This window comes from Streptomyces collinus, from assembly GCF_031348265.1.
GTDB classification, from domain to species: domain Bacteria; phylum Actinomycetota; class Actinomycetes; order Streptomycetales; family Streptomycetaceae; genus Streptomyces; species Streptomyces collinus.
This window is the reverse complement of the sequence record NZ_CP133771.1, coordinates 2,464,531-2,488,614: the sequence shown is the minus strand read 5'-3', so window position 1 is coordinate 2,488,614 and position 24,084 is coordinate 2,464,531. Positions and strand designations below refer to the sequence as shown.

The following is a 24,084-nucleotide window of genomic DNA, read 5'->3' as shown; positions in this document are numbered from 1 at the left end:
CGGGACCCGTGCCGTGGTGCAAATGGCCCTGGCGTCTGCCGTAGCGCGGCCAACCGCCGTACCCCGCCTCCCACGGCGCGGCCAGCCCCCGTAGCCGCGCGCCTCTGGCCGCCTTCGGCGGTGCGGTCGTCCCTCGTCGGTCGCGTGCCTCTCGCCGCACAGGCCCACAACCCCCACCGCACAGGCCCACGACCCCCGCCGCACAGGCCAACAGCCCCCGCCGCGCGGCCCTCGTCCGCCTGCCGAACTCCCCGGCGCTTCCCCCGGCCCGTGCGGTTAGGCTCAAAGCCGTACGACCTTGATCCGATGCATGTCCGAGGAACAGTGCGAGGGAGGCCCGGATGACGGCGGCGCCGGGGCGCAGGAGCAGTACCTTCACACGGCTGCTGCGGCACGGCTTCACCGACGCCTCCGCCGCCGAGCGGCTCCTGGACAGCCCGGAGCTCGCGCCCCTGCGCGACGACCCGGTGCTGCTGGAGGCGCTGGGCGCAACCGCCGACCCCGATCTCGCGCTGCTCGGCCTCGTCCGGCTGCTGGAGGCCCAGCAGAGTCCGGGCGCCCGCCGGGAACTGCTCGACACCCTGATCGCGGCCAAGCCCCTGCGCGACCGCCTCCTCGGCGTCCTCGGTGCCTCCACCGCCCTCGCCGACCACCTCGCCCGGCACCCGGACGACTGGCAGGCACTCGTCATGTACGAGGCCTACGACCTGCACCCCGGGGTGGAGGAGTTCGAGGCCGGCCTCGCGGACGCCACCGACCCGGTCTCGCTGCGGGTCGCCTACCGGCGCTGCCTGCTGTCCATCGCCGCCCGGGACGTCTGCGGCACCACCGGCGTCGCCCAGTCCGCCGCCGAGCTGGCCGACCTCGCCACCGCCACGCTGCGTGCCGCGCTCGCCATCGCCGAGGCGGCCGCGCCGGAGGACGCCGAGCAGTGCCGGCTCGCGGTCATCGCGATGGGCAAGTGCGGCGGCCACGAGCTGAACTACGTCTCCGACGTGGACGTCATCTTCGTCGGGGAGGCCACCGAGGGCACCGACGAGACCAAGGCCGTACGCGCCGCGACCCGGCTCGCCTCGCACATGATGCGGATCTGCTCCGAGACGACCGTCGAGGGCTCCATCTGGCCCGTCGACGCCAACCTCCGGCCCGAGGGCAGGAACGGCCCCCTCGTGCGGACCCTCTCCAGCCACCTCGCCTACTACCAGCGCTGGGCCAAGACCTGGGAGTTCCAGGCGCTGCTGAAGGCCCGCCCGGTGGCCGGCGACCTCGGCCTCGGCGAGGAGTACGTCGCCGCCGTCCAGCCCCTGGTGTGGAAGGCCGCCGAGCGCGAGAACTTCGTCCCCGACGTGCAGAAGATGCGCCGCCGGGTCGTGGAGAACATCCCCGTCGCCGAGGTCGACCGCCAGCTGAAGCTGGGCCCGGGCGGCCTGAGGGACGTCGAGTTCGCCGTGCAGCTGCTCCAGCTGGTGCACGGCCGGGCCGACACCTCCCTGCGCAGCGGCACGACCCTGGACGCGCTGGGGGCCCTCGCCGCCGGCGGCTACGTCGGCCGGTCCGACGCGGCCCAGCTCGACGACGCCTACCGCTTCCTGCGCTCCATGGAGCACCGCATCCAGCTGTTCCGGCTGCGGCGCACCCACCTCGTCCCCGAGGACGAGGCCGAGCTGCGCCGCATCGGCCGCTCCCTCGGCCTGCGCACGGACCCGGTCGCCGACCTGCACCGCGAGTGGCGGCGGCACGCGGGCGTCGTACGCCGGCTGCACGAGAAGCTCTTCTACCGGCCGCTGCTCGACGCGGTCGCCCAGCTCGCCACCGGCGAGGCCCGGCTCAGCACCGAGGCGGCCCGCGAACGCATGGTCGCCCTCGGCTACGCCGACCCGGCCTCCGCCCTGCGCCACCTGGAGGCGCTGGCCTCCGGCGTCACGCGCAAGGCCGCCATCCAGCGCACCCTGCTGCCCGTGCTGCTCGGCTGGTTCGCCGACTCCGCCGACCCGGACGCGGGGCTGCTCAACTTCCGCAAGGTGTCCGACGCGCTCGGCAAGACCCCCTGGTACCTGCGGCTGCTGCGGGACGAGGGCGCCGCCGCGCAGAACCTCGCCCGGGTCCTGTCCGCCGGCCGCCTCGCGCCCGACCTGCTGATGCGCGCCCCGGAGGCGGTCGCGTTGCTCGGCGACGGGGACGGCGGTGGACTGGAACCCCGGCCGCGGGCCCACCTGGAGCAGGAGATACTCGCCGCCGTGAAACGCGCCGACGGCGCCGCCCAGGCGGTCACGGCCGCTCGCGGGGTGCGCCGCCGCGAGCTGTTCCGCACGGCCGCCGCCGACATCGTCGGCTCCTACGGCACCGAGGAGCAGCCCGCCGAGGCCGACCAGGGCGCCCTGGTGGACCGGGTCGGCGGCGCGGTGTCGGATCTGACCGCCGCGACCCTGGCCGGCACCCTCCGCGCGGTCGTACGGGACAACTGGGGCGACGACCTGCCCACCCGGTTCGCGATCATCGGCATGGGCCGGTTCGGCGGGCACGAACTGAGCTACGGCTCCGACGCGGACGTGCTGTTCGTGCACGAACCGCGCGACGGCGTCGACGAGCGGGAGGCCTCCCAGGCGGCGAACAAGGTCGTCTCCGAGATGCGCCGCCTGCTGCAGATCTCCAGCGCCGACCCGCCCCTGCTCATCGACGCCGACCTGCGCCCCGAGGGCAAGTCCGGGCCGCTGGTCCGCACCCTCACGTCCTACGAGGCGTACTACCGCCGGTGGGCCCTGACGTGGGAGTCGCACGCGCTGCTGCGGGCCGAGCCCGTCGCCGGCGACGCGGACCTGGGCCGCCGCTTCATCGAGCTGATCGACCCGCTGCGCTACCCGGCGGACGGGCTCGCCGACGAGGCGGTACGCGAGATCCGGCGGCTGAAGGCGCGCATGGAGTCCGAGCGGCTGCCGCGCGGCGCCGACCCCAAGCTGCACGCCAAGCTCGGTCCGGGCGGCCTGTCCGACGTGGAGTGGACCGTGCAGCTCATGCAGCTGCGGCACGGCTCGGCGGAGCCGGGCCTGCGCACCACCCGCACCCGCGAGGCCCTGGCCGCGGCCCGCGCCGCCGGGCTGATCACCGAGGAGGACGCGGCGACCCTCGACGAGGCCTGGGTCCTCGCGACCCGCGTCCGCAACGCGGTGATGCTGGTCCGCGGCCGGGCCGGCGACACCTTCCCTTCCGACCCCCGGGAACTGGCGGCCGTAGGACGCTACTTGGGCTACGGCCCCGGCCACGTCGGCGACATGCTCGACGGCTACCGGCGAACCGCGCGCAGGGCGCGAGGCGTGATGGAGGAACTCTTCTACGGGGCCGCGGAGCGCTGAGACCTGCCGGTCGGCGCCCCGGGCGCGTCCTCTTCTCGTTCCCCGGCCCCGTCCCGCACCCGGGCCCCGTCCCGCACCCGGGCGGCGTCCCGCCTGCGGGCCGGCACCGACCGGGGCAGGGCGTACGGCTGCCTTCCGTACCAGAGCCGGGCCACCGTGAACCCGACGGCCAGGCACAGCACGCCACCGACGGCATCCAGCCAGAAGTGGTTGGCCGTGGCGACGATGACCACCAGCGTCAGCGCCGGGTAGAGCAGGCCCAGCACCCGCACCCAGGGGACGCTCGCCAGGGCGAAGATCGTCAGGCCGCACCACACGGACCAGCCGATGTGCATCGACGGCATCGCGGCGTACTGGTTGGACATGTGCTTCAGGTCGCCGGACGCCATCGAACCCCAGGTCTGGTGGACCATGACCGTGTCGATGAAGCCGCCGCCGTTCATCAGCCGCGGGGGCGCCAGCGGATACAGGTAGTAACCGACCAGGGCGAAGGCCGTGGTCGCGAACAGCACCAGCCGGGTCGCCGCGTAGCGGCCGGGATGGCGACGGTAGAGCCACACCAGGACACCCAGCGTGACGATGAAGTGCAGCGTCGCGTAGTAGTAGTTCATCCCGACGATAAGCCAATGCACCGAGTTCACGGCGTGGTTGACCGTCTCCTCGACGGCGATGCCCAGATGGTGCTCGGCCTGCCAGATCCAGTCGGCGTTGCGCAGCGCCTCGGTCTTCTGCTCGGGCACGGCGTTGCGGACGAGCGAGTACGTCCAGTAACTCACCGCGATCAGCAGGATCTCGAACCAGAACCGGGGCCGGTGCGGGGTGCGCAGCCGGCGCAGGGGACCTCGACCCGTATCGGCCGCAACGGTCTCCTGGAGGGCCGCTTCCAGGCCCTCCGGCTTCGTCACGGTCGTTTCACCCATAGGCGCAAAGTCTGCCAGAAAAGGACTTCCCCACCGATCATCCCGCGGCCTTGTACGAGCCGCATGTTCTACGGCGAAATCAGGTCGAAGGTCTCAGGAGCGACCGCGTTCCCCCGGGGCCGAGGCCGTCGAACCGCGCACCACCAGCTCTGGCATGAACACGAACTCGCTGTGCGGCGCGGGCGTCCCGCCGATCTCCTCCAGCAGCGTGCGCACGGCGGCCTGCCCCATGGCCGGGACCGGCTTGCGGACCGTGGTCAGCGGCGGGTCGGTGAAGGCGATCAGCGGGGAGTCGTCGAAGCCGACCACGGAGATGTCCTTCGGCACGTCCAGACCGAGCTGCCGGGCCGCCCGGATCGCGCCCAGCGCCATCATGTCGCTGGCGCACACCACGGCCGTGCAGTTCCGCTGGATCAACGCCGTGGCCGCCGCCTGACCACCCTCAAGGGTGTACAAGGAGTGCTGCACCAGCTCCGACTCGACGGTCTCGGCGCCCAGGCCCAACTGGTCCTGCACTGTGCGCACGAACCCCTCGATCTTGCGCTGCACCGGCACGAACCGCTTCGGCCCGAGGGCCAGGCCGATCCGGGTGTGCCCCAGTGACACCAGGTGCGTGACCGCGAGGCTCATCGCGGCGCGGTCGTCGGGGGAGATGAACGGCGCCTGCACCTTCGGCGAGAAGCCGTCGACCAGCACGTAGGGCACGCCCTGGGCGCGCAGCCGGTCGTAGCGCTGCATGTCGGCGGTGGTGTCCGCGTGCAGTCCGGAGACGTAGATGATGCCGGCGACCCCGCGGTCCACGAGCATCTCCGTCAGCTCGTCCTCCGTCGAGCCGCCCGGGGTCTGGGTGGCCAGCACCGGGGTGTAGCCCTGCCGCGTCAGCGCCTGGCCGATGACCTGCGCCAGGGCCGGGAAGATCGGGTTCTCCAGCTCCGGGGTGATCAGCCCCACCAGCCCCTCGCTGCGCTGGCGCAGGCGCACCGGGCGTTCGTAGCCGAGTACGTCGAGAGCGGCCAGCACGGACTGGCGGGTGGTGGCGGCGACGCCCGGCTTCCCGTTGAGGACGCGGCTGACGGTCGCTTCGCTCACCCCCGCCTGCACAGCGATGTCGGCAAGCCGTGTGGTCACAGCACTGGACTGTAGCGGCCGGGGTTCTCCTTGCACACCGACGGGACGCCTGGTGCGCGCCGTCGCACGGCCCGCTGCGGGTGGCTTGGTCATCGCGGTCCTCGAAACTCGTGGTCGGCGTCCGATCCGCAACGGATGATTCCCCCGGCGCAGACGGATGGCAAGTGCTTGCAGAGTCTTGCACAGCTGTCCGACTCCCCGCCGATCAGCGGTATCTCCGGGCTCCGGGGCGATCGAAGGGAGGTCACGGCGGGATAACCATCCGCACCTCTTGCAACTTTTTGCTGCAAGGTCTTTCGCAAGACGTTGCGGCGAGGTTAATGTCACCGACGCCCGGCCGCCAACGGCGCAGTCGGCAGCACGAACGGGCTTCACCCTCAAGGAGAACTCATGCGGCGTGGCATAGCGGCCACCGCGCTGGTGGCGTCCCTCGCCCTGGCGGCGACGGCCTGCGGCGGAAGCGACAGCGGCGACGAGGCCGGCGGCCCGGTCACCATCACCTGGTGGGACACCTCCAACGCGACCAACGAGGCGCCGACGTACCAGGCCCTGGTCAAGGAGTTCGAGGCCGCCAACAAGGACATCAAGGTCAAGTACGTCAACGTCCCCTTCGACCAGGCGCAGGTCAAGTTCGACACCGCCGCCGGTTCCAAGGGCGCCCCGGACGTGCTGCGCTCCGAGGTCGGCTGGACCCCGGCCTTCGCCAAGAAGGGCTTCTTCGCGCCGCTGGACGGCACCGAGGCCCTCGCCGAGCAGGACAAGTTCCAGCCCAGCCTGATCGAGCAGGCCAAGTACGAGGGCAAGACCTACGGCGTCCCCTTCACCACGGACACCCTCGCCCTCGTCTACAACAAGGCCCTGTTCAAGAAGGCCGGCATCGAGGCCCCCAAGACCTGGGACGACCTGAAGAAGGCCGCCGCCACCATCAAGGACAAGACCGGCGTCGACGGCTACTGGGGCTCCACCCAGGCCTACTACGCCCAGTCCTTCCTCTACGGCGAGGGCACCGACACCGTCGACGCCGACGCCAAGAAGATCACCGTCACCTCGCCCGAGGCCAAGAAGGCCTACGGCACCTGGCAGGGCCTGTTCAAGGGCAAGGGCCTGCACAAGGCCGACACCACCGCCGACGCCTACGCCCACATCCAGGACGCGTTCGTCAACGGCAAGGTCGCCTCGATCGTCCAGGGCCCCTGGGAGATCACGAACTTCTACAAGGGCTCGGCCTTCAAGGACAAGAGCAACCTCGGCATCGCCACCGTCCCGGCCGGCTCCACCGGCAAGGCGGGCGCCCCGACCGGCGGCCACAACCTCTCGGTGTACGCGGGCTCGGACAAGGCCCACCAGGAGGCCTCGCTGAAGTTCGTGAAGTTCATGACCTCGGCCAAGGCCCAGGAGACCATCGCGCTGAAGAACAACACGCTCCCCACGCGCGAGGACGCCTACACCGCCGAGGTCAAGGCCGACCCGGGCATCGCCGGCTACCAGAGCGTGCTCTCCGCCGCCCAGCCGCGCCCGGCCCTGCCCGAGTACAGCTCCCTGTGGGGCCCCCTCGACGACGAACTGATCAAGATCGCGGGCGGCAAGGAGTCCCTGGACAAGGGCCTCGGCAACGCCGAGACGGCCATCGCCAAGCTGGTGCCGGACTTCACCAAGTGATCGCCGGGTGGCCGCCGGATCCCCCTGTCATGGGGGAGGGGATCCGGTGGCCACCGGCACGCGCCTGCGCCTCGACCCGGGCAGCTCCCCTCCGAACTCCTTGAACTTCCAGAAGGTGTCGAACCATGACAGTCGCCATCGACCGAGCGACCGGCAAGCGGCGCGGTGAGCGGGAACCACGGCCCGGGCCGGTGCAGCGGCTGAAGAACGGCCTCCACAAGCACTGGTACGCCTACGCGATGATCGCCCCGGTGGCGATCGTCCTCGCCGTCCTCGTGCTGTATCCGCTGGGCTACGGCCTGTACCTGACCCTCACCGACGCCACCAGCCTGAACACCGCCCGCACGATCGGCGTCAACGAGATCGACGCCACCTACAAGTTCATCGGCCTGGACAACTACGCCGACATCCTGTGGGGCCCGACGGCGTACGACCGCTTCTGGTCGCACTTCCTGTGGACGGTGTTCTGGACGGCCGCCTGCGTCACCCTGCACTACGGCATCGGTCTCGGCCTCGCCCTGCTGCTCAACCAGAAGCTGCGCGGCCGCACCCTCTACCGGATGATCCTGGTGCTGCCCTGGGCCGTGCCGACCTTCGTCACCGTGTTCGGCTGGCGGTTCATGCTCGCCGACGGCGGCATCATCAACTCCGGCCTGGAACTCCTGCACCTGCCGACGCCGTCCTGGCTGGAGGACACCTTCTGGCAGCGCTTCTCGGCGATCATGGTCAACACCTGGTGCGGTGTGCCGTTCATGATGGTCTCGCTCCTCGGCGGCCTGCAGTCGATCGACGCCAGCCTGTACGAGGCCTCCGAGATGGACGGCGCGAACGCCTGGCAGCGCTTCCGCTACGTCACCCTGCCCGGCCTCCGGTCCGTCAGCACCACGGTCGTCCTGCTCGGTGTGATCTGGACGTTCAACCAGTTCGCCATCATCTTCCTGCTGTTCGGCAACACCGCCCCCGACGCGCAGATCCTCGTCACCTGGGCCTACCAGCTGGGCTTCGGACAGCAGCCGCGCGACTACGCCCAGTCCGCCGCCTACGGGATCCTGCTGCTGTCCATCCTGATCGTCTTCACCTCCTTCTACCGCCGCTGGCTGAACCGCAACGAGCAGCAGCTCGCGATCTGAGGCAGGAGTCCGAAATGAGTACGACCACCGTCGAGACCCCCGCCCCCGCGGACGAGCGGCGCCCCGCGGGCGCCCCCGGCCGGACCCGCCGGCGCGGCGAGCAGAGCCGCGCGGCCTCCCTCGCCTCACACGCCGTGCTGATCGTGGCGAGCCTGACCGCGCTCTTCCCGGTCGCCTGGCTGTTCTTCCTGTCCCTCGGACCGGACAAGGACGACTACCTCCACCCCGGACGCATCTGGGGCAAGATCACGCTCGACAACTACGCGTTCGTCCTCCAGGACACCGGCTTCTTCGACTGGCTGAAGAGCACGCTGATCGTCGTGCTGGGCACGACGCTGATCGGTGTCGTCGTCGCCGCCTCCACCGGCTACGCGGTCTCCCGCATGCGCTTCCCGGGCTACCGCAAGCTGATGTGGGTGCTGCTGGTCACCCAGATGTTCCCCATCGCGGTACTGATCGTGCCGATGTATCAGATCCTCTCGGATCTACAGCTCATCGACAGCTACCTTGGTCTCATCCTTGTCAACTGCACCACGATCGTGCCGTACTGCGCCTGGCTGATGAAGGGCTATTTCGACACCATCCCGTTCGAGATCGACGAGGCCGGGCGCGTCGACGGGCTGACCCCCTTCGGCACGTTCGCGCGGCTCATCCTGCCGCTCGCCAAGCCCGGGCTCGCGGTCGCGGCCTTCTACAGCTTCCTCACGGCCTTCGGTGAGGTCGCGTTCGCCTCGACGTTCATGCTGAGCGACGACAAGTACACCTTCGCCGTCGGTCTGCAGACGTTCGTGAGCGAGCACGACGCGCAGCGCAACCTGATGGCCGCGACGGCTGTGCTGATCGCGATACCGGCCGCCATTTTCTTCTACCTCGTGCAGAAGAACCTGGTGACCGGGCTGACCGCCGGCGGCACGAAGGGGTGACCCGGTGCCTCCCGGGGCACCGCCGAACCTCACCCCACCAGCCCGAGGCGGCCGCGGCGCCCATCCGACCCCGCTGTGCCGCGGCCGCCTCGTCACCCCACCCACGCCTTCCATGACCGACATCCTGTTACGCATCAAGGACGACATGAGCCAGCACTCAGCTGCACCTGCCCCCACCCCCACGTCCGCCACGGCCGTCGCCAAGCGCCGCGACTGGTGGCGGGACGCGGTGATCTACCAGGTGTACCCGCGCAGCTTCGCCGACAGCAACGGCGACGGCATGGGCGACCTGGAGGGTGTCCGCACCCGGCTGCCGTACCTGCGCGACCTCGGCGTGGACGCCGTGTGGCTCAGCCCCTTCTACGCCTCACCGCAGGCCGACGCCGGCTACGACGTCGCCGACTACCGCGCCGTCGACCCCATGTTCGGCAACCTCCTGGACGCCGACGCCCTGATCCGCGACGCCCACAGGCTGGGCCTGCGCATCATCGTCGACCTGGTGCCCAACCACTCCTCCAACCAGCACGAGTGGTTCAAGCGGGCCCTCGCCGAGGGCCCGGGCTCCTCGCTGCGGGACCGCTACCACTTCCGCCCCGGCAAGGGCGAGAACGGCGAACTGCCGCCCAACGACTGGGAGTCGATCTTCGGCGGCCCGGCCTGGACCCGCGTCACCGAACCCGACGGCACCCCCGGCGAGTGGTACCTGCACCTCTTCGCCCCCGAGCAGCCCGACTTCAACTGGGAGCACCCGGCGGTCGGCGACGAGTTCCGCTCCATCCTGCGCTTCTGGCTGGACATGGGCGTCGACGGCTTCCGCATCGACGTCGCCCACGGTCTGGTGAAGGCGGAGGGGCTGCCCGACCTTGGATCCCACGACCAGGTGAAGCTGCTGGGCAACGATGTCATGCCGTTCTTCGACCAGGAGGGCGTGCACGAGATCTACCGGCAGTGGCGGCTGATCCTCGACGAGTACTCGGGTGAGCGCATCTTCGTCGCGGAGGCGTGGACGCCGACCATCGAGCGCACGGCCCACTACGTCCGCCCGGACGAGCTGCACCAGGCCTTCAACTTCCAGTACCTCAGCACCCACTGGGACGCCGAGGAGATGCGCGAGGTCATCGACCGTACCCTGGAGGCCATGCGCCCGGTCGGCGCCCCCGCCACGTGGGTACTGTCCAACCACGACGTCACCCGGCACGCCACCCGCTTCGCCAACCCGGCGGGGCTCGGCACCCAGATCCGCCTGGCCGGCGACCGCGCCCTCGGGCTGCGCAGGGCCCGGGCCGCGAGCCTGCTGATGCTGGCGCTGCCCGGCTCGGCCTACGTCTACCAGGGCGAGGAGCTCGGCCTGCCCGACGTCGTCGACCTGCCGGACGAGGTGCGCCAGGACCCGGCGTACTTCCGGGGCGCGGGCCAGGACGGCTTCCGCGACGGCTGCCGGGTGCCGATCCCGTGGACCCGGACGGGCTCCTCGTACGGCTTCGGTGACGGCGGCAGCTGGCTGCCGCAGCCCGACGGGTGGGGTGAGCTGAGCGTCGAGGCGCAGACGGGCGAGGCCGGTTCGACCCTGGAGCTGTACCGGGCCGCGCTCCGGGTGCGGCGCGAGCAGCCCGACCTCGGCGCCGGCACGTCCGTGGAGTGGCTGCGGGCGCCCGAGGGCGTGCTGGCCTTCCGGCGCGGGGAGTTCGTGTGCGTCGCCAACACCACCGGCGAGTCGGTGGCGATGCCGGCGTACGGCCGGGTGCTGGTGGCGAGCGGGGAGATCGTCGAGGTCGACGACGAGGCGAAGGTGCCGGCCGACACCACGGTGTGGTGGACCACCGCGACCTCCGGGGCCCGCGCCTGATTTTCCTTTGAATTTCGTACGGCCCGCTGCCCTTTCGGGTGGCGGGCCTCTACTATCTGCGTCACCGCAAGGTTTCTGAACCTTGCAGCAAGAACCTTCAAAGAAGAAGGAAACCCCACATGGCACGCAGATACCTCGCCTCCGCCGTCGCGCTCGCCGCGGCTGCGGTTGTCATGAACCCGACTGGTGTGCAGGCCTCCCCACCCGGCACCAAGGACGTCACCGCCGTCCTCTTCGAGTGGAAATTCGCCTCGGTGGCCCGCGAGTGCACCACCACCCTCGGGCCCGCCGGATACGGCTACGTCCAGGTCTCCCCGCCCGCCGAGCACATACAGGGCCCGCAGTGGTGGACCTCGTACCAGCCGGTCAGCTACAAGATCGCCGGCCGGCTCGGCGACCGCGCGGCGTTCCAGAACATGGTGAACACCTGCCACGCGGCCGGCGTGAAGGTCGTCGTGGACACCGTCATCAACCACATGGCGGCCGGCGGCGGCACCGGCACCGGCGGCTCGTCGTACACGAAGTACACCTACCCCGGCCTCTACTCGGCGCCCGACTTCGACGACTGCACGGGCCGGATCACCAACTACCAGGACCGCTGGAACGTCCAGCACTGTGAACTGGTCGGCCTCTCCGACCTCGACACGGGCGAGAACTACGTCCGCGGCGCGATCGCCGGCTACATGAACGACCTGCTGTCCCTCGGCGTCGACGGCTTCCGCGTCGACGCGGCCAAGCACATGGACGCCGCCGACCTCGCCGACATCAAGTCCCGGCTGAGCAACCCGTCGGTGTACTGGAAGCAGGAGGTCATCTACGGCTCCGGCGAGGCGGTCCAGCCCACCGAATACACGAGTAACGGCGACGTCCAGGAGTTCCGCTACGCCTACGACCTCAAGCGGGTCTTCAACAACGAGAACCTCGCCTACCTGAAGAACTACGGCGAGGGCTGGGGCTACATGAGCAGCGGCGTCTCCGGTGTCTTCGTCGACAACCACGACACCGAGCGCAACGGCTCGACCCTCAGCTACAAGGACAACGCCAACTACACCCTGGCCAACGTCTTCATGCTGGCCTGGCCCTACGGCGCCCCGGACATCAACTCCGGCTACGAGTTCTCCGACCACGACGCCGGCCCGCCGAACGGCGGCCAGGTGAACGCCTGCTGGCAGGACGGCTGGAAGTGCCAGCACAACTGGCCGGAGATCAAGTCCATGGTCGGCTTCCGCAACGCCACCCGGGGCCAGGCCGTCACCGACTGGTGGGACAACGGCGGCGACGCCATCGCGTTCGGCCGGGGCGGCAAGGGCTTCGTGGCCGTCAACCACGAGTCGGGATCGCTGACCCGGACCTACCAGACCTCACTGCCCGCGGGGACGTACTGCAACGTCCAGAACAACACGGCGGTGACGGTGAACTCCGGCGGGCAGTTCACGGCCACGCTGGGTTCGAACACGGCCCTGGCGATCTACGCGGGGAAGTCCGGCTGCTGAAGCCGGGCGCCGTGTGCGGCCCCGGCAACCACGTCTTGTGCCGGCCGGGGCCGCTCTCGCCCAACTCCGGTGGTTGAAAGTTCTTTCCCATGGTTTCAAGACTCTTGCTGTAAGCGTTTCGGCGGCGATACGGTCGCGCGGGGTCGGACCCGAAGAGCCGCACATCGCAAGGAGTCCACGTCTTGATACCGAGATGGCCGGTGCCGTCGAGGCGCCGAACTGCCCGTACCGGACGGGTCGCCGCGGTCACCGTCACCGCGCTGGCCGCAGCGCTCGTCCAGCCGCTCGCCGCCGGGGCGGACACCCCGCCCCCGCCCCCGTCCGACGCCAAGCTCGCCGCCGAGCCCGCCCGGCACGACTCCACGCGCGAGCAGTTCTACTTCGTCCTCCCGGACCGTTTCGCCAACGGCGACCCGCGCAACGACAAGGGCGGCCTGACCGGCTCCCGCCTCGCCACCGGCTACGACCCCACCGACAAGGGCTTCTACCAGGGCGGCGACCTCAAGGGCCTGACCAAGAAGCTCGACTACATCAAGGGCCTCGGCACCACCGCCCTCTGGATGGCCCCGATCTTCAAGAACCAGCCCGTGCAGGGCACCGGGGCGAACGCCTCGGCCGGCTACCACGGTTACTGGATCACCGACTTCACCCAGGTCGACCCGCACTTCGGCACCAACAAGGACCTGGAAACCCTCATCGACAAGGCCCACGCCAAGGGCATGAAGGTCTTCTTCGACGTCATCACCAACCACACCGCGGACGTCGTCGACTACGAGGAGAAGTCCTACGACTACCTGTCCAAGGGGGCGTTCCCGTATCTGACGAAGGACGGCAGGCCCTTCGACGACGCGGACTACGCGGACGGGAAGCGGGACTTCCCGGAGGTCGACCGCGACTCCTTCCCGCGGACGCCGACCGTCCCCGCGGCGAAGAAGAACGTCAAGGTCCCGTCGTGGCTCAACGACCCGACGATGTACCACAACCGCGGCGACTCCACCTTCGCCGGTGAGAGCTCCGCCCACGGCGACTTCTCCGGGCTCGACGACCTGTGGACCGAGCGCCCCGAGGTCGTACGGGGCATGGAGAAGATCTACCAGCGCTGGGTACGGGACTTCGACGTCGACGGCTTCCGGATCGACACCGTGAAGCACGTCAACATGGAGTTCTGGACCCAGTGGGCCACCGCTCTCGACGCCTACGCGGCCAAGCGGGGCCGGGACGACTTCTTCATGTTCGGCGAGGTGTACTCGGCCGACACGAACGTCACCGCCCCGTACGTCACCCAGGGCCGCCTCGACGCCACGCTCGACTTCCCCTTCCAGGAGGCGGCCCGCCAGTACGCCTCGCAGGGCGCGAGCGCGCAGAAGCTCGCCGGTGTCTTCGGCGACGACCACAAGTACACGACCGGCAAGGCCAACGCGTACGAGCAGGTCACCTTCCTCGGCAACCACGACATGGGCCGCATCGGGTCCTTCCTGAAGCAGGACGACCCGAAGGCCACCGACGCCGAGCTCCTCGCGAAGGACAAGCTCGCCAACGAGCTGATGTTCCTCAGCCGCGGCAACCCCGTCGTCTACTACGGCGACGAGCAGGGCTTCACCGGCCAGGGCGGCGACAAGGACGCCCGGCAGAGCATGTTCGCCTCGCGCACTGCCGACTACCTCGACGACGACCGCATCGGCACCGACCGCACCCACACCGAAGACGCCTACGACACCAAGGCCCCGCTCTACCGGCAGATCAGCGCCCTCGCCGCACTCCGCAAGGCCAACCCGGCTCTCACCGACGGCGTCCAGCAGCAGCGGTACGCGGCCGACGGCCCGGGCGTCTACGCCTTCTCCCGCACCGACGCGAAGACCGGCACCGAGTACGTCGTCGCCTTCAACAACGCGAGCGAGGCGAAGACCGCGACGTTCCCGACCGGCTCGGCCGGTATGACCTTCAAGGGCATCCACGGCACCGACGCCTCCCCGAAGAGCGACGGCGACAAGAAGCTCACCGTCACCGTCCCGGCCGGCTCGGCGGTCGTCCTCAAGGCGTCCGGCAGGCTCGCCAAGCCCGCCACGGCGCCCACGATCACCCTGAAGGCCCCGGCCGCCGGCGCCACCGGCACCGTTGAGGTCTCCGCGGACGTGGACGGCGGGCAGCTCAACCGGGTCGTCTTCGCCGCCCAGACCGGCAACGGCAGGTGGCAGACCCTCGGCTCCGCCGACCACGCCCCGTACAAGGTCACCCACACCATCGGCAAGAACGTGGCGCCCGGCACGGCCCTGCGCTACAAGGCCGTCGTGATCGACTCGGCCGGCCGCACCGCGAGCGCCCTCGCCGCCTCCAGCACCGGCACCCCGCCCGCCCCCGAGCCGCCCACCGCCTCCTCCCGCGACTACGCGATCGTCCACTACAAGCGCACTGACGGCGACTACGCCGACTGGGGCCTGTACGCCTGGGGCGACATCGCCGAGGGCGAGGCCACCGAATGGCCGAAGAGCCACCCCTTCACCGGCCGCGACGCCTACGGAGCCTTCGCCTGGGTCAAGCTCAAGCCCGGCGCCTCGAACGTCGGCTTCCTCGTCATCGACAAGGACGGCGACAAGGACGTCTCCACCGACCGCACCATCGACGTCACCAAGACCGGCGAGGTCTGGATCGAGCAGGGCAAGGACACCGTCACCACCGAGCGCCCCGACCTACCGGCGCCCGACAAGACCAAGGCCGTCCTGCACTACCACCGGGCCGACGGGAACTACGACGGCTGGGGCCTGCACGTCTGGACCGGCGCCGCGAACCCCACCGACTGGTCGAACCCCCTCAAGCCGGTGAAGACTGACTCCTATGGCGCTGTCTACGAGGTGCCGCTCACCGAGGGTGCCACCAGTCTCAGCTACATCATCCACAAGGGCGACGAGAAGGACCTGCCCACCGACCAGTCGCTCGACCTCAAGGCGAACGGCCACGAGGTGTGGCTGGTGAACGGCCAGGAGAAGTACCTGGTCCCGCAGCCCGCGGGCAGCGCGGCCGCCCTCGACCTGACCACCTCCAAGGCCGTCTGGATCGACCGGAACACCCTCGCCTGGAACGGCTCCGACGCCGCCGCCTCCACCCAGCTGCTGTACTCCCGCGACGGTTCGATCGCCGCGAAGGACGGCGCCCTGACCGGTGACGCGAAGTGGCTGCGCCTGTCGAAGGGCGAGCTGACCGACGCCCAGAAGGCGACGTTCCCGCATCTGAAGGAGTACGACGCCTGGACCGTCGACCCGCGCGACCGCGACCGGGTCCGCGAGGCCCTGCGCGGCCAGGTCGTCGCCACCCAGCACGCGGCCAACGGCGCCGTGCTCGCCGCGACCGGCGTGCAGATCGCCGGAGTCCTCGACGACCTGTACCCCGGCGCCACCAAGGCCGACCTGGGGCCGACGTTCTCCAAGGGCCGCCCCACCCTGTCCGTCTGGGCGCCGACCGCCCAGCAGGTGTCCCTGGAGATCGGTGACTCCACCGTGCCGATGAAGCGCGACGCCGCCACCGGCGTCTGGTCCGTCACCGGCCCGAAGTCCTGGAAGGGCAAGCCCTACCGGTACGTCGTGAAGGTCTGGGCGCCCAGCGTCCGCAAGGTCGTCACCAACAAGGTCACCGACCCCTACGCCCTCGCCCTCACCGCCGACTCGAAGCGCAGCCTCGTCGTCGACCTGGACGACAAGGCGCTCAAGCCGTCCGGCTGGTCGGCGTACACCAAGCCGAAGGCCGTACCGCTGCGGGACGCGCAGATCCAGGAGCTGCACATCCGGGACTTCTCCGTCGAGGACCGCACGGCGAAGCACCCCGGCAGCTATCTCGCCTTCACCGACAAGGCGAGCGACGGCAGCAAGCACCTGCGCGAGCTGGCGAAGGTGGGCACCTCGTACGTCCACCTGCTGCCCGCGTTCGACATCGCCACCATCCCGGAGAGGAAGGCCGACCAGGCGAGGACCGACTGCGACCTGGCCTCCTTCCCCGCCGACTCCGACAAGCAGCAGGAGTGCGTCGGGAAGATCGCCGCGAAGGACGCCTACAACTGGGGCTACGACCCGTTCCACTACACGGTCCCCGAGGGCTCCTACGCCACCGACCCGGACGGCACCGCCCGCACGGTCGAGTTCCGGAAGATGGTCAAGGCCCTCAACGACGACGGACTGCGGGTCGTCATGGACGTCGTCTACAACCACACCGCGGCGAGCGGCCAGGAGAAGACGAGCGTCCTCGACCGGATCGTGCCCGGCTACTACCAGCGGCTCCTCGCCGACGGCTCGGTCGCGAACAGCACCTGCTGCGCCAACACCGCGACCGAGAACGCCATGATGGGCAAGCTCGTCGTCGACTCGGTCGTCACCTGGGCGAAGGAGTACAAGGTCGACGGCTTCCGCTTCGACCTCATGGGCCACCACCCGAAGGCCAACATCCTCGCGGTCAGGAAGGCCCTCGACGCGCTGACCCTCGCGAAGGACGGCGTCGACGGCAAGAAGATCATCCTCTACGGGGAGGGCTGGAACTTCGGCGAGATCGCCGACGACGCCCGGTTCGTCCAGGCCACGCAGAAGAACATGGCCGGCACCGGCATCGCCACCTTCTCCGACCGGGCCCGTGACGCCGTGCGCGGCGGCGGCCCCTTCGACGAGGACCCCGGCGTCCAGGGCTTCGCCTCCGGCCTGTACACCGACCCCAACTCCTCGAAGAACAACGGCACTCCGGCTGAACAGAAGGCCCGTCTGCTGCACTACCAGGACCTGATCAAGGTCGGGCTTTCGGGCAACCTCGCCGGCTACCGCTTCACCGACACCGCCGGCAAGGAGGTCAAGGGCTCCGAGGTCGACTACAACGGCGCCCCGGCCGGCTACGCCGACGCCCCCGGTGACGCCCTCGCCTACGCCGACGCCCACGACAACGAGTCCCTGTTCGACGCGCTCGCCTTCAAGCTGCCCGCTTCGACGAGCGCGGCCGACCGGGCCCGGATGCAGGTCCTGGCCATGGCGACGGCCACCCTCTCGCAGGGCCCGGCCCTCTCCCAGGCGGGCACCGACCTGCTGCGCTCCAAGTCCCTGGACCGCAACTCCTACGACAGCGGCGACTGGTTCAACGCCGTCCACTGGAGGTGCGAGGACGGCAACGGCTTCGGCCGCGGCCTGCCCATGGCGGCCGACAACACCGACAAGTGGCCGTACGCCAAGCCCCTGCTGAGCACCGTCGAGGTGGGCTGCGAGCAGATCGAGGGCACCTCGGCCGCCTACCGCGACCTGCTGCGGATCCGCAGCGCCGAGAAGGACTTCTCCCTCGGCACGGCCGCACAGGTGCAGTCCCGGCTGTCCTTCCCGCTGTCCGGCACGGACGAGACGCCCGGCGTGATCACCATGCGGCTCGGTGACCTCGTCGTCGTCTTCAACGCCACGCCGGAGAAGCAGGAGCAGCGCGTGCCCGCACTCGCCGGGGCGGGGTACCGGCTGCACCCGGTCCAGGCGGCGGGGGCGGACTCTACCGTCAAGTCCGCCTCCTACGCCGCCGAATCGGGAACCTTCGCCGTTCCGGGGCGAACGGTCGCCGTCTTCACCCGGGCCGCCGGATAGCGCACTACGTTGGGTGGGGCGGGCCGTGATCCACGGTCCGCCCCACCCCCGTACGCGCCCCGAGAGGCCACCGAGAGGCACGCCAGCGGTATGCAGCACAGCCCCGGCACCACCGTGCTGGTCGTGGACGACGTCGCGGCCAGCCGCTACGCCATGGGCGCGGTGCTGCAACGGGCCGGTCACCGGGTCGTGCCCGTCGCCAGCGGCGGCGAGGCGCTCGTCGAACTCGACGTACGGCTGCGGGACGGCACCCTGCCCGACGTGGCCCTCGTCGATGTGGGCCTGCCCGACATGAGCGGCTTCGAACTGTGCCGCCGGGTCCGGGCCCAGCTGCCCATGGCCGCGCTGCCCGTCGTGCACTTCTCGGCCGCCGCGACCGCGCCCGGCGACCGGTGCCGGGGCCTCGACGCCGGCGGGGACGCCTATCTGACCGTGCCCGCCGAACCACGGGAGATCCAGGCCGTCGTCCGGGCCGCCGTACGCGGGGCCCGCCGCGCCACGGGCGCCGAGACCGCCGTGCACCGGCTGACGCTGCTGGCCGAGGCCGTCATCACCGTGCAGGCGGCACGCTGCCCGCGGGAACTGGCCACCGCGGCCGCCGAGGGCACCGCGCGCCTCACCGCCTCACCCGCCGAGGTGTTCGTCATCGGCCCGGACGACGAGCCGTACCGCGGCACGGCCCGGGGCCGCCCCGCGGACGCCGGCAGCGACGCCCACCAGGCGGCGGCACGGCTGGTCACCCGGCTCGCGGAGGGCCGCACGGGCGTGGACACCATCGTCGTCCCCGCGCCGCTGTGGCCGGCCGGGGTCTTCCGGCCGGGCGTCGAGGAGGACGCCCGCGTGACCGTGGCGACGGCCCAGGACGGCCGGACGACGGTGTGCCTCGCCACGCCCGTCCGGCGCACGGCGACCGGCGACCCCGCGGACGACGGGCTGCGCGCCCGCCTCGCCCAGGCCACCGTGCTCGCCGCCGAACCGCTGCTGATGTACCAGGTGGAGCGGCATGTCGCCCTCACCCTCCAGCGCAGCTTCCTGCCCCGGCCGCACAAGCTGCCGCACCTGCCGGGCGTCGACATCGTCGTCCGCTACGAGCCCGCCTCCGAGCAGACCGAGATCGGCGGCGACTTCTACGCCGCCCTGCGCACCCGCGACGGGATCCTCACCGCGGTCGGGGACGTCGTCGGGCACTCGCTGGACGCGGCCACCGTCATGGTCGAGATCCGCCACGCCCTGCGCGCCTACTGCGTCGACGAGAGCGACCCGGTCGTACTGGCCACGCGGCTCGACCGGATGCTCCAGGAGTACCACCCGGACGTCACGGCCACCGTGTGCCTGGCCCTGGTCGACCCCGGCAGCGGGCGGGTGCGCATCGCCAACGCCGGCCACATCCCACCGCTGATCCTGCGCGCGGGAGGCGACGCCCGGTACGCCGACGCCTGCGGTCCGCTGCTCGGGCTGGGCCTGGAGCGGCCCCAGGCGACCGAGTGCCGTCTGCACCGCACCGACCGGCTGCTCATGGTCACCGACGGCCTCATCGAGACCCGCGGCATCCCCATCACGACTTCCATGGACCAGCTCCGCACGGCCGCCGCCGATGCCCCGCCCGGCCTGGACGCCCTCTGCGACGTGCTGCTGGGCTGTTTCGGCCGCGACCCCGAGGACGACATCGCGATGCTGGCCCTGCGGCTAGGGTGAGCCCGTTGGCCGCCCAGAACAGGAGTACTGATGCCGCAGATCACCGTCGACTATTCCGCCGACCTCGCCGGCGACTTCGACCGGCCCGGTTTCGCGAAGGCGCTGCACGAGGCGACGGTCGAGATCGCGGCCGCCAAACCGGCGGCGTGCAAGAGCCGGTTCCGTCCGACCGAGGACATCGTGGTCGGCCCCGAGGCCGAGGGGCACGCCCATGTGCACGTCCACATCGCGCTGCTCGCCGGCCGCACCGACGAGACCAAGGCCCGGCTCACCCAGGCCGCGCTGGAGCTGCTGCGGACCCACCTCAAGCCCGCCGGGGGGCTCGCGCTGCACGCCTCCGCCGAGGTCCGCGACCTGGACCCGTCGTACGCGAAGTTCGAGAGCTAGGCCGGATCAGCTCGCCAGGGCGATGAGCCGGCCGGCCAGGTGCGCGAACGGGCCGTCGGCCGGCTCGTCCTTGACGATCTCGCGCAGCAGCGCGGCCATCTCCTCGTCGTAGGCGGCGCTGACCGCGGCGAGGGCCGCGAAGTCGTTGACGAGCTGGGGCTCCAGCTCCTCGCGCGGGATGCGCCGGCCGTCCAGCCAGATCAGCGCCGTCGACTCGGCGAGCGAGATCCAGGAACGGACGACCAGTTCGAGGCGCGCGGGCGGATCGCTCACGCCCAGGTGCGAAAGGATCTGGACATACGCAGCCTGCCGTACGGAGTCGACGAGCGCGTTGGTCGTCGAGGAGCCCACCGCCGGGCCGCCGCGCATCAGGGCGGAGAAACCGGGCCCGTGCTCGTCCACGAAGTCGAAGTAGCGGTGCATCACGCGCAGCAGCCGCGCTCCCAGCGGACCCTCGTGCGGCTCCACGAAACGGGCCGCCAGATCGTCCGAGGCCCGCTGCAACGCGGCCTCGTACAGGCTGAGTTTGCCGGGGAAGTAGTGGTAGACCAACGGGCGTGAAATGCCCGCGGCCGACGCTATCTCGTCGATGGAGACCTCGTCGGGCGAGCGGCGGCTGAACAGTTCGAGGGCGACGCCGATCAACTGCTGCCGCCGCTCCTCGACTCCCATTCTGCGGCGAACCCCGATAGTCATACGAACACCTTACCGATCGATTCCGGCCTCGAACGGGCCGGATCGATCACGGGGTCTTCCCGGCCTCACCTCGCGGACACGGAAACCGCCCGCGTCAGCCCAGTCCGCGCAGCGAACGCCCGTCCTTCAGGGTGCCCTTGAGCTGAGCCTGCGCTCCCTGCTCGGCCGGCACGGTCAGCAGACTGCTCCGCTGTACTCCGTTCACGCCGCCCGTCGCCCGGATCGACGCGGTCTCCCGGCTTCCCGCGGCCAGCAGGTACCAGTCGCCGGCCTTCGACTTCCACAGCACCCCGGCCAGCACATGCGGGTCACGCTCCCCGCACGCCGGGACGTTCTCGGCCTGCGTCGCCGCCGCCCCGTAGGCCCCGCCCGGCGTGTGGAACTGCGCCAGCACCCGCGCCCCGCCGCCCCGCCAGGTCTCGGCGCGCGTGCACACCCACGCCGCCGAGCCGCTCGCGTCGGGCAGCGGCTGCTCGTTGAACGCCCAAGCGTTGACGCTCCGCACGCCTGCCGAACGCACCGTGCCCAGCGAGCAGGCGAACGGCTGCCAGGTGCGCAGCGCCGCGGCGCCGGACACCTCACGCGGAGAGCCCGGCCGTCCGGTGGTGAGCCGCGCCGGCACGAGTTCGCCGAGGTCGGTCAGCAGCCGCGTCCTGGCGCCGTCGGTCAGCTGCAGCACGTTCCACGAGGTGCAGGGGCCGGACCGCAGGGCCGGGCTGGCCAGGGGCGTGGTCACACCGTCGGTGAGCGTGAGGTCCATCGCGCCGGAGCCCGGCTTCATCAGGTCCCGCTCGCCGGCCTTCTTCACCCAGGGGGCCGTCAGATAGCGGACGTTGCCGTCGGAGCGGCTCAGGACCACCGCGCCCGCCTCGGCCCGGCCGGCCCCGTCGACCCGGGCGAAGTCGAGGGCGGCGCCCTGCGTGCCGTCCTGCGGCTCGGCGTACCGGGCGATGCGCAGACCGTCGTAGAGGATCACCACGCGCGCCGCGTCGACCGTCCCCGCGTACAGCAGCTGGGGCGGTCCGGCCGGGCCGCCGGAGAGGGTGCCGGGGGTCACCGACACCTGGACCGTCTCGCCCGGGCGGGCCCACACGGCCAGGGCACGCCGCAGCAGGGCCTTGTCGCCGGTCAGGTCGCCGCGGGCCGGCCACACGGAGAAGTCGGTGCGCGCCGAGCTGCGCCAGGCGGCCGGGGGCATACTGGTCAGCTTCGAGGGGTCCAGGGCGGCCTGCGCGGCCGGGTTGCGCGCGTACGGGGGTGCCGCGGCGCCCTCGGGGCCCCAGCCCTCACCGGGCAGGCCGAGCAGCGCCCCGCACACCAGCAGCGCGGCACCGGCGGTCAGCACGGCCTTCAGGTGCTGGCGGCGGCGCATCAGGTCGGTGGGGCGGGCCTGGAGCGAGCAGGGGTCGAACTCGGGGGAGTCGAGCAGCCCGTACTGGGCGGGGATCCCGTCGGCCTCCAGCACCGCGCCCTCCGGGTCGGCGACGCCCACCGCGGCGAGGACCTTGCACACTCCGTCGTCCGTGAGCCGCTCCAGACCGCGCAGCGCGTAGACGGCCCGGGCCGGTCCCGACAGGGTGGACAGCCGCTGATCCAGGGCGAGTTCGTCGGCGCCGCCGGAGCGCGGGAACAGCTTCAGGCCCCACACGTGCGGCAGCAGCGGCGGCAGCTGGGACCTCTTGGGCCACGCCTTCGCCGTCAGCGGCAGGCCCGCCTCCAGCGCCGTGCGCAGCACCTGGAGACGGACCAGGGCGTAGCCGGGGTCACCGTGACGGCCGGTGGACTGGGCCGGGATCACCGGGGCCGGTGTGCGGTTGCGGGGGAGGGCCCGCTGGGCGAGGGCGTGTGCGGTCAGGACGCGGCGGCTGCGGCCCAGCCGGGGCGGCAGCACCAGGTAGGCCAGCCGGACGAGCCGCGGGTAGTGCTCGACGAGCGCGGCCTCGGCCTGCTCGACGTCCACGACCAGACCGGTGGGGGAGGGGGGTGCGGGGCGCTGGGCGACATCCTGTGACTGCACGTTCAGCAGAACGAGCGAATGGGTGGATGGTCACCTGGGAGCGGTGCGTCACGCCCCCGGGTGCTGCCCGGGCTCCACGAGCAGCCGGGCGTAGTTCGCCATCGACCGTTGGTAGCGCGGCAGATGCGGGGCCAGGGCGCCCAGGGCCAGCGCCAGGGCTTCCCGGTCGCGGCCGAGACTCGACAGGCACAGGGCGAGACAGGCGCGTACGGCGTCGTCCAGCTCGTCGGACGGCGCGACCAGTTCGGGTGTCAGCAGGGCGACGCCCTCCTCGGCCCGGCCGACGTTGCGCAGCGAGCTGGCCAGCTGGATCTTCGTCCGGCGGGCCTTGTAGGGGCTCACGTCGGCGAGGCCGAGCCCCAGCGCCTCCTGGTACAGAGGGACCGCCTTGTCGGAGCGGCCCGTGGAGTCCCAGGCGCAGGCCCGCTCGAAGGGGCCGTGCGGACTGCCCTCGGGCAGCTCGGCGACGAGGGCGTCGACGTCGGAGCGGAAGCGGGCCTCGTCCTCCTCCGTCTCGGCGTAGTCGTCGAAACGGTCCCAGAGGGCGGCCACACGGTCTTCCCAGTCCTGATCCACCTGCCCACCTTCGCACAGGAGTGCACAGCGGGTCAGCGGAATTTGAGCACGGCGGGCGCCGCAGCCGTATCGAAGGCGAGAGCCTCTTGCCGGGGCTCCGTGCGGCATGCGTCCGGATCGTGCCGTGGCAGGACCGTGCCGATGAGGACCGGAGGAACAGATGAGGGTGACCCGACCGATGCTCGCGCTGAGCGGCGCGGTGGCGATACTGGCGCTGACCGGCTGCGGCGGATCCGGCGGCAAGGACGCGGCGGCCGTTCCGAAGGAGGTGAGCGGCAGCCTGGAGCACATCGCGGCCGAGGCCGACTGCGAGCCGGACATGCAGACCGACGCCGACACCATCCGCCAGGCCCTGTGCAAGAAGGGCAAGGACAAGTACGTCCTCGCCACCTTCGCCACCGACCGGGGCCAGCGCGAGTGGCTCAACAGTGCCAAGGACTATGGCGGCTACTACCTCGTCGGCCGCAAGTGGGTCGCCGTCGGCCAGCAGAAGACGGTCACCGCGCTGCAGGGCACCCTCGGCGGCACGATGGAGGAGGGTTCCGAGCACATGAACCCCGGCGGCAGCCACAACAAGGGCGGTCACGGCGGCGGCAGCGGCCACCACGGCTGATCCCCCCGGGCCGGAAAAGCCGAAAGCCGGAAAAGCCGAAAGCCGGCGGTGGGAATTCCCACC

15 protein-coding genes are annotated in these 24,084 nt (G+C 71.1%); 10 read left to right on the top strand and 5 right to left on the bottom strand.

Annotation, left to right across the window (positions count from 1 at the left end):
- The first annotated feature begins 341 nt into the window (after positions 1–341).
- Positions 342–3,350 carry a bifunctional [glutamine synthetase] adenylyltransferase/[glutamine synthetase]-adenylyl-L-tyrosine phosphorylase gene (locus RFN52_RS11165; protein ID WP_184845603.1) on the top strand — a complete coding sequence of 1,003 codons (3,009 nt, stop codon included), beginning with the start codon at positions 342–344 and terminating at the stop codon, positions 3,348–3,350.
- On the opposite strand, the gene RFN52_RS11160 is transcribed toward RFN52_RS11165, so the two are convergent.
- Positions 3,329–4,270, bottom strand: coding sequence for a phosphatase PAP2 family protein (locus RFN52_RS11160; RefSeq protein WP_184845601.1), 942 nt, complete (start codon positions 4,268–4,270; stop codon positions 3,329–3,331). The genes RFN52_RS11165 and RFN52_RS11160 overlap by 22 nt on opposite strands.
- A 93-nt stretch (positions 4,271–4,363) precedes the next feature.
- Positions 4,364–5,398, bottom strand: a complete 1,035-nt coding sequence (locus RFN52_RS11155; protein ID WP_184845599.1) for a LacI family DNA-binding transcriptional regulator — start codon at positions 5,396–5,398, stop codon at positions 4,364–4,366.
- Positions 5,399–5,788: 390 nt separating this feature from the next.
- Between RFN52_RS11155 and RFN52_RS11150 the strand changes: the two genes are divergently transcribed.
- From RFN52_RS11150 to RFN52_RS11115, 8 genes are all read left to right on the top strand, one after another.
- Entirely contained in the window at positions 5,789–7,057 is a 1,269-nt protein-coding gene (locus RFN52_RS11150) for an extracellular solute-binding protein (protein ID WP_184845597.1), read from the top strand.
- 125 nt (positions 7,058–7,182) lie between these two features.
- Entirely contained in the window at positions 7,183–8,187 is a 1,005-nt protein-coding gene (locus RFN52_RS11145) for a carbohydrate ABC transporter permease (RefSeq protein ID WP_184845595.1), read from the top strand.
- A gap of 14 nt (positions 8,188–8,201) precedes the next feature.
- Entirely contained in the window at positions 8,202–9,110 is a 909-nt protein-coding gene (locus RFN52_RS11140) for a sugar ABC transporter permease (RefSeq protein WP_184845593.1), read from the top strand.
- 145 nt (positions 9,111–9,255) lie between these two features.
- Entirely contained in the window at positions 9,256–10,956 is a 1,701-nt protein-coding gene (locus RFN52_RS11135; protein WP_184853849.1) for a glycoside hydrolase family 13 protein, read from the top strand.
- Between the two features lie 119 nt (positions 10,957–11,075).
- Entirely contained in the window at positions 11,076–12,449 is a 1,374-nt protein-coding gene (locus RFN52_RS11130) for an alpha-amylase (RefSeq protein ID WP_184845591.1), read from the top strand.
- Positions 12,450–12,631: 182 nt separating this feature from the next.
- Entirely contained in the window at positions 12,632–18,037 is a 5,406-nt protein-coding gene (pulA, locus tag RFN52_RS11125) for a pullulanase-type alpha-1,6-glucosidase (RefSeq protein WP_184845589.1), read from the top strand.
- Positions 18,038–18,127: 90 nt separating this feature from the next.
- Positions 18,128–19,732: a fused response regulator/phosphatase gene (locus RFN52_RS11120; RefSeq protein WP_184845587.1), complete on the top strand. Its 1,605-nt coding sequence runs from the start codon at positions 18,128–18,130 to the stop codon at positions 19,730–19,732.
- A gap of 30 nt (positions 19,733–19,762) precedes the next feature.
- Complete coding sequence (locus RFN52_RS11115) at positions 19,763–20,119, top strand: 5-carboxymethyl-2-hydroxymuconate Delta-isomerase (protein WP_184845585.1); 357 nt, start codon at positions 19,763–19,765, stop codon at positions 20,117–20,119.
- Between the two features lie 6 nt (positions 20,120–20,125).
- Here RFN52_RS11115 and RFN52_RS11110 read toward each other — a convergent pair whose 3' ends face one another.
- The 3 genes from RFN52_RS11110 to RFN52_RS11100 form a co-directional block, all read right to left on the bottom strand.
- The gene (locus tag RFN52_RS11110) at positions 20,126–20,815 is read right to left on the bottom strand and encodes a TetR/AcrR family transcriptional regulator (protein WP_184845583.1); all 690 of its coding nucleotides are present in this window, start codon (positions 20,813–20,815) and stop codon (positions 20,126–20,128) included.
- Positions 20,816–20,909: 94 nt separating this feature from the next.
- Entirely contained in the window at positions 20,910–22,832 is a 1,923-nt protein-coding gene (locus RFN52_RS11105; RefSeq protein ID WP_184845581.1) for a hypothetical protein, read from the bottom strand.
- 48 nt (positions 22,833–22,880) lie between these two features.
- Positions 22,881–23,408, bottom strand: a complete 528-nt coding sequence (locus RFN52_RS11100; protein WP_229856223.1) for a tetratricopeptide repeat protein — start codon at positions 23,406–23,408, stop codon at positions 22,881–22,883.
- 160 nt (positions 23,409–23,568) lie between these two features.
- Between RFN52_RS11100 and RFN52_RS11095 the strand changes: the two genes are divergently transcribed.
- Positions 23,569–24,021 (top strand): hypothetical protein, encoded by a 453-nt coding sequence (locus RFN52_RS11095; RefSeq protein WP_184845577.1) that lies wholly within the window; start codon positions 23,569–23,571, stop codon positions 24,019–24,021.
- Positions 24,022–24,084 lie beyond the last annotated feature (63 nt).

What these genes read in the sequence shown, in the direction of transcription:
- RFN52_RS11165 (WP_184845603.1), top strand. Translation starts at nt 342, where the DNA reads ATGACGGCGGCGCCGGGGCGCAGGAGCAGTACCTTCACACGGCTGCTG.
- RFN52_RS11160 (WP_184845601.1), bottom strand. Translation starts at nt 4,270, where the DNA reads ATGGGTGAAACGACCGTGACGAAGCCGGAGGGCCTGGAAGCGGCCCTC.
- RFN52_RS11150 (WP_184845597.1), top strand. Translation starts at nt 5,789, where the DNA reads ATGCGGCGTGGCATAGCGGCCACCGCGCTGGTGGCGTCCCTCGCCCTG.
- RFN52_RS11145 (WP_184845595.1), top strand. Translation starts at nt 7,183, where the DNA reads ATGACAGTCGCCATCGACCGAGCGACCGGCAAGCGGCGCGGTGAGCGG.
- RFN52_RS11140 (WP_184845593.1), top strand. Translation starts at nt 8,202, where the DNA reads ATGAGTACGACCACCGTCGAGACCCCCGCCCCCGCGGACGAGCGGCGC.
- RFN52_RS11135 (WP_184853849.1), top strand. Translation starts at nt 9,256, where the DNA reads ATGAGCCAGCACTCAGCTGCACCTGCCCCCACCCCCACGTCCGCCACG.
- RFN52_RS11130 (WP_184845591.1), top strand. Translation starts at nt 11,076, where the DNA reads ATGGCACGCAGATACCTCGCCTCCGCCGTCGCGCTCGCCGCGGCTGCG.
- RFN52_RS11120 (WP_184845587.1), top strand. Translation starts at nt 18,128, where the DNA reads ATGCAGCACAGCCCCGGCACCACCGTGCTGGTCGTGGACGACGTCGCG.
- RFN52_RS11115 (WP_184845585.1), top strand. Translation starts at nt 19,763, where the DNA reads ATGCCGCAGATCACCGTCGACTATTCCGCCGACCTCGCCGGCGACTTC.
- RFN52_RS11110 (WP_184845583.1), bottom strand. Translation starts at nt 20,815, where the DNA reads ATGACTATCGGGGTTCGCCGCAGAATGGGAGTCGAGGAGCGGCGGCAG.
- RFN52_RS11095 (WP_184845577.1), top strand. Translation starts at nt 23,569, where the DNA reads ATGAGGGTGACCCGACCGATGCTCGCGCTGAGCGGCGCGGTGGCGATA.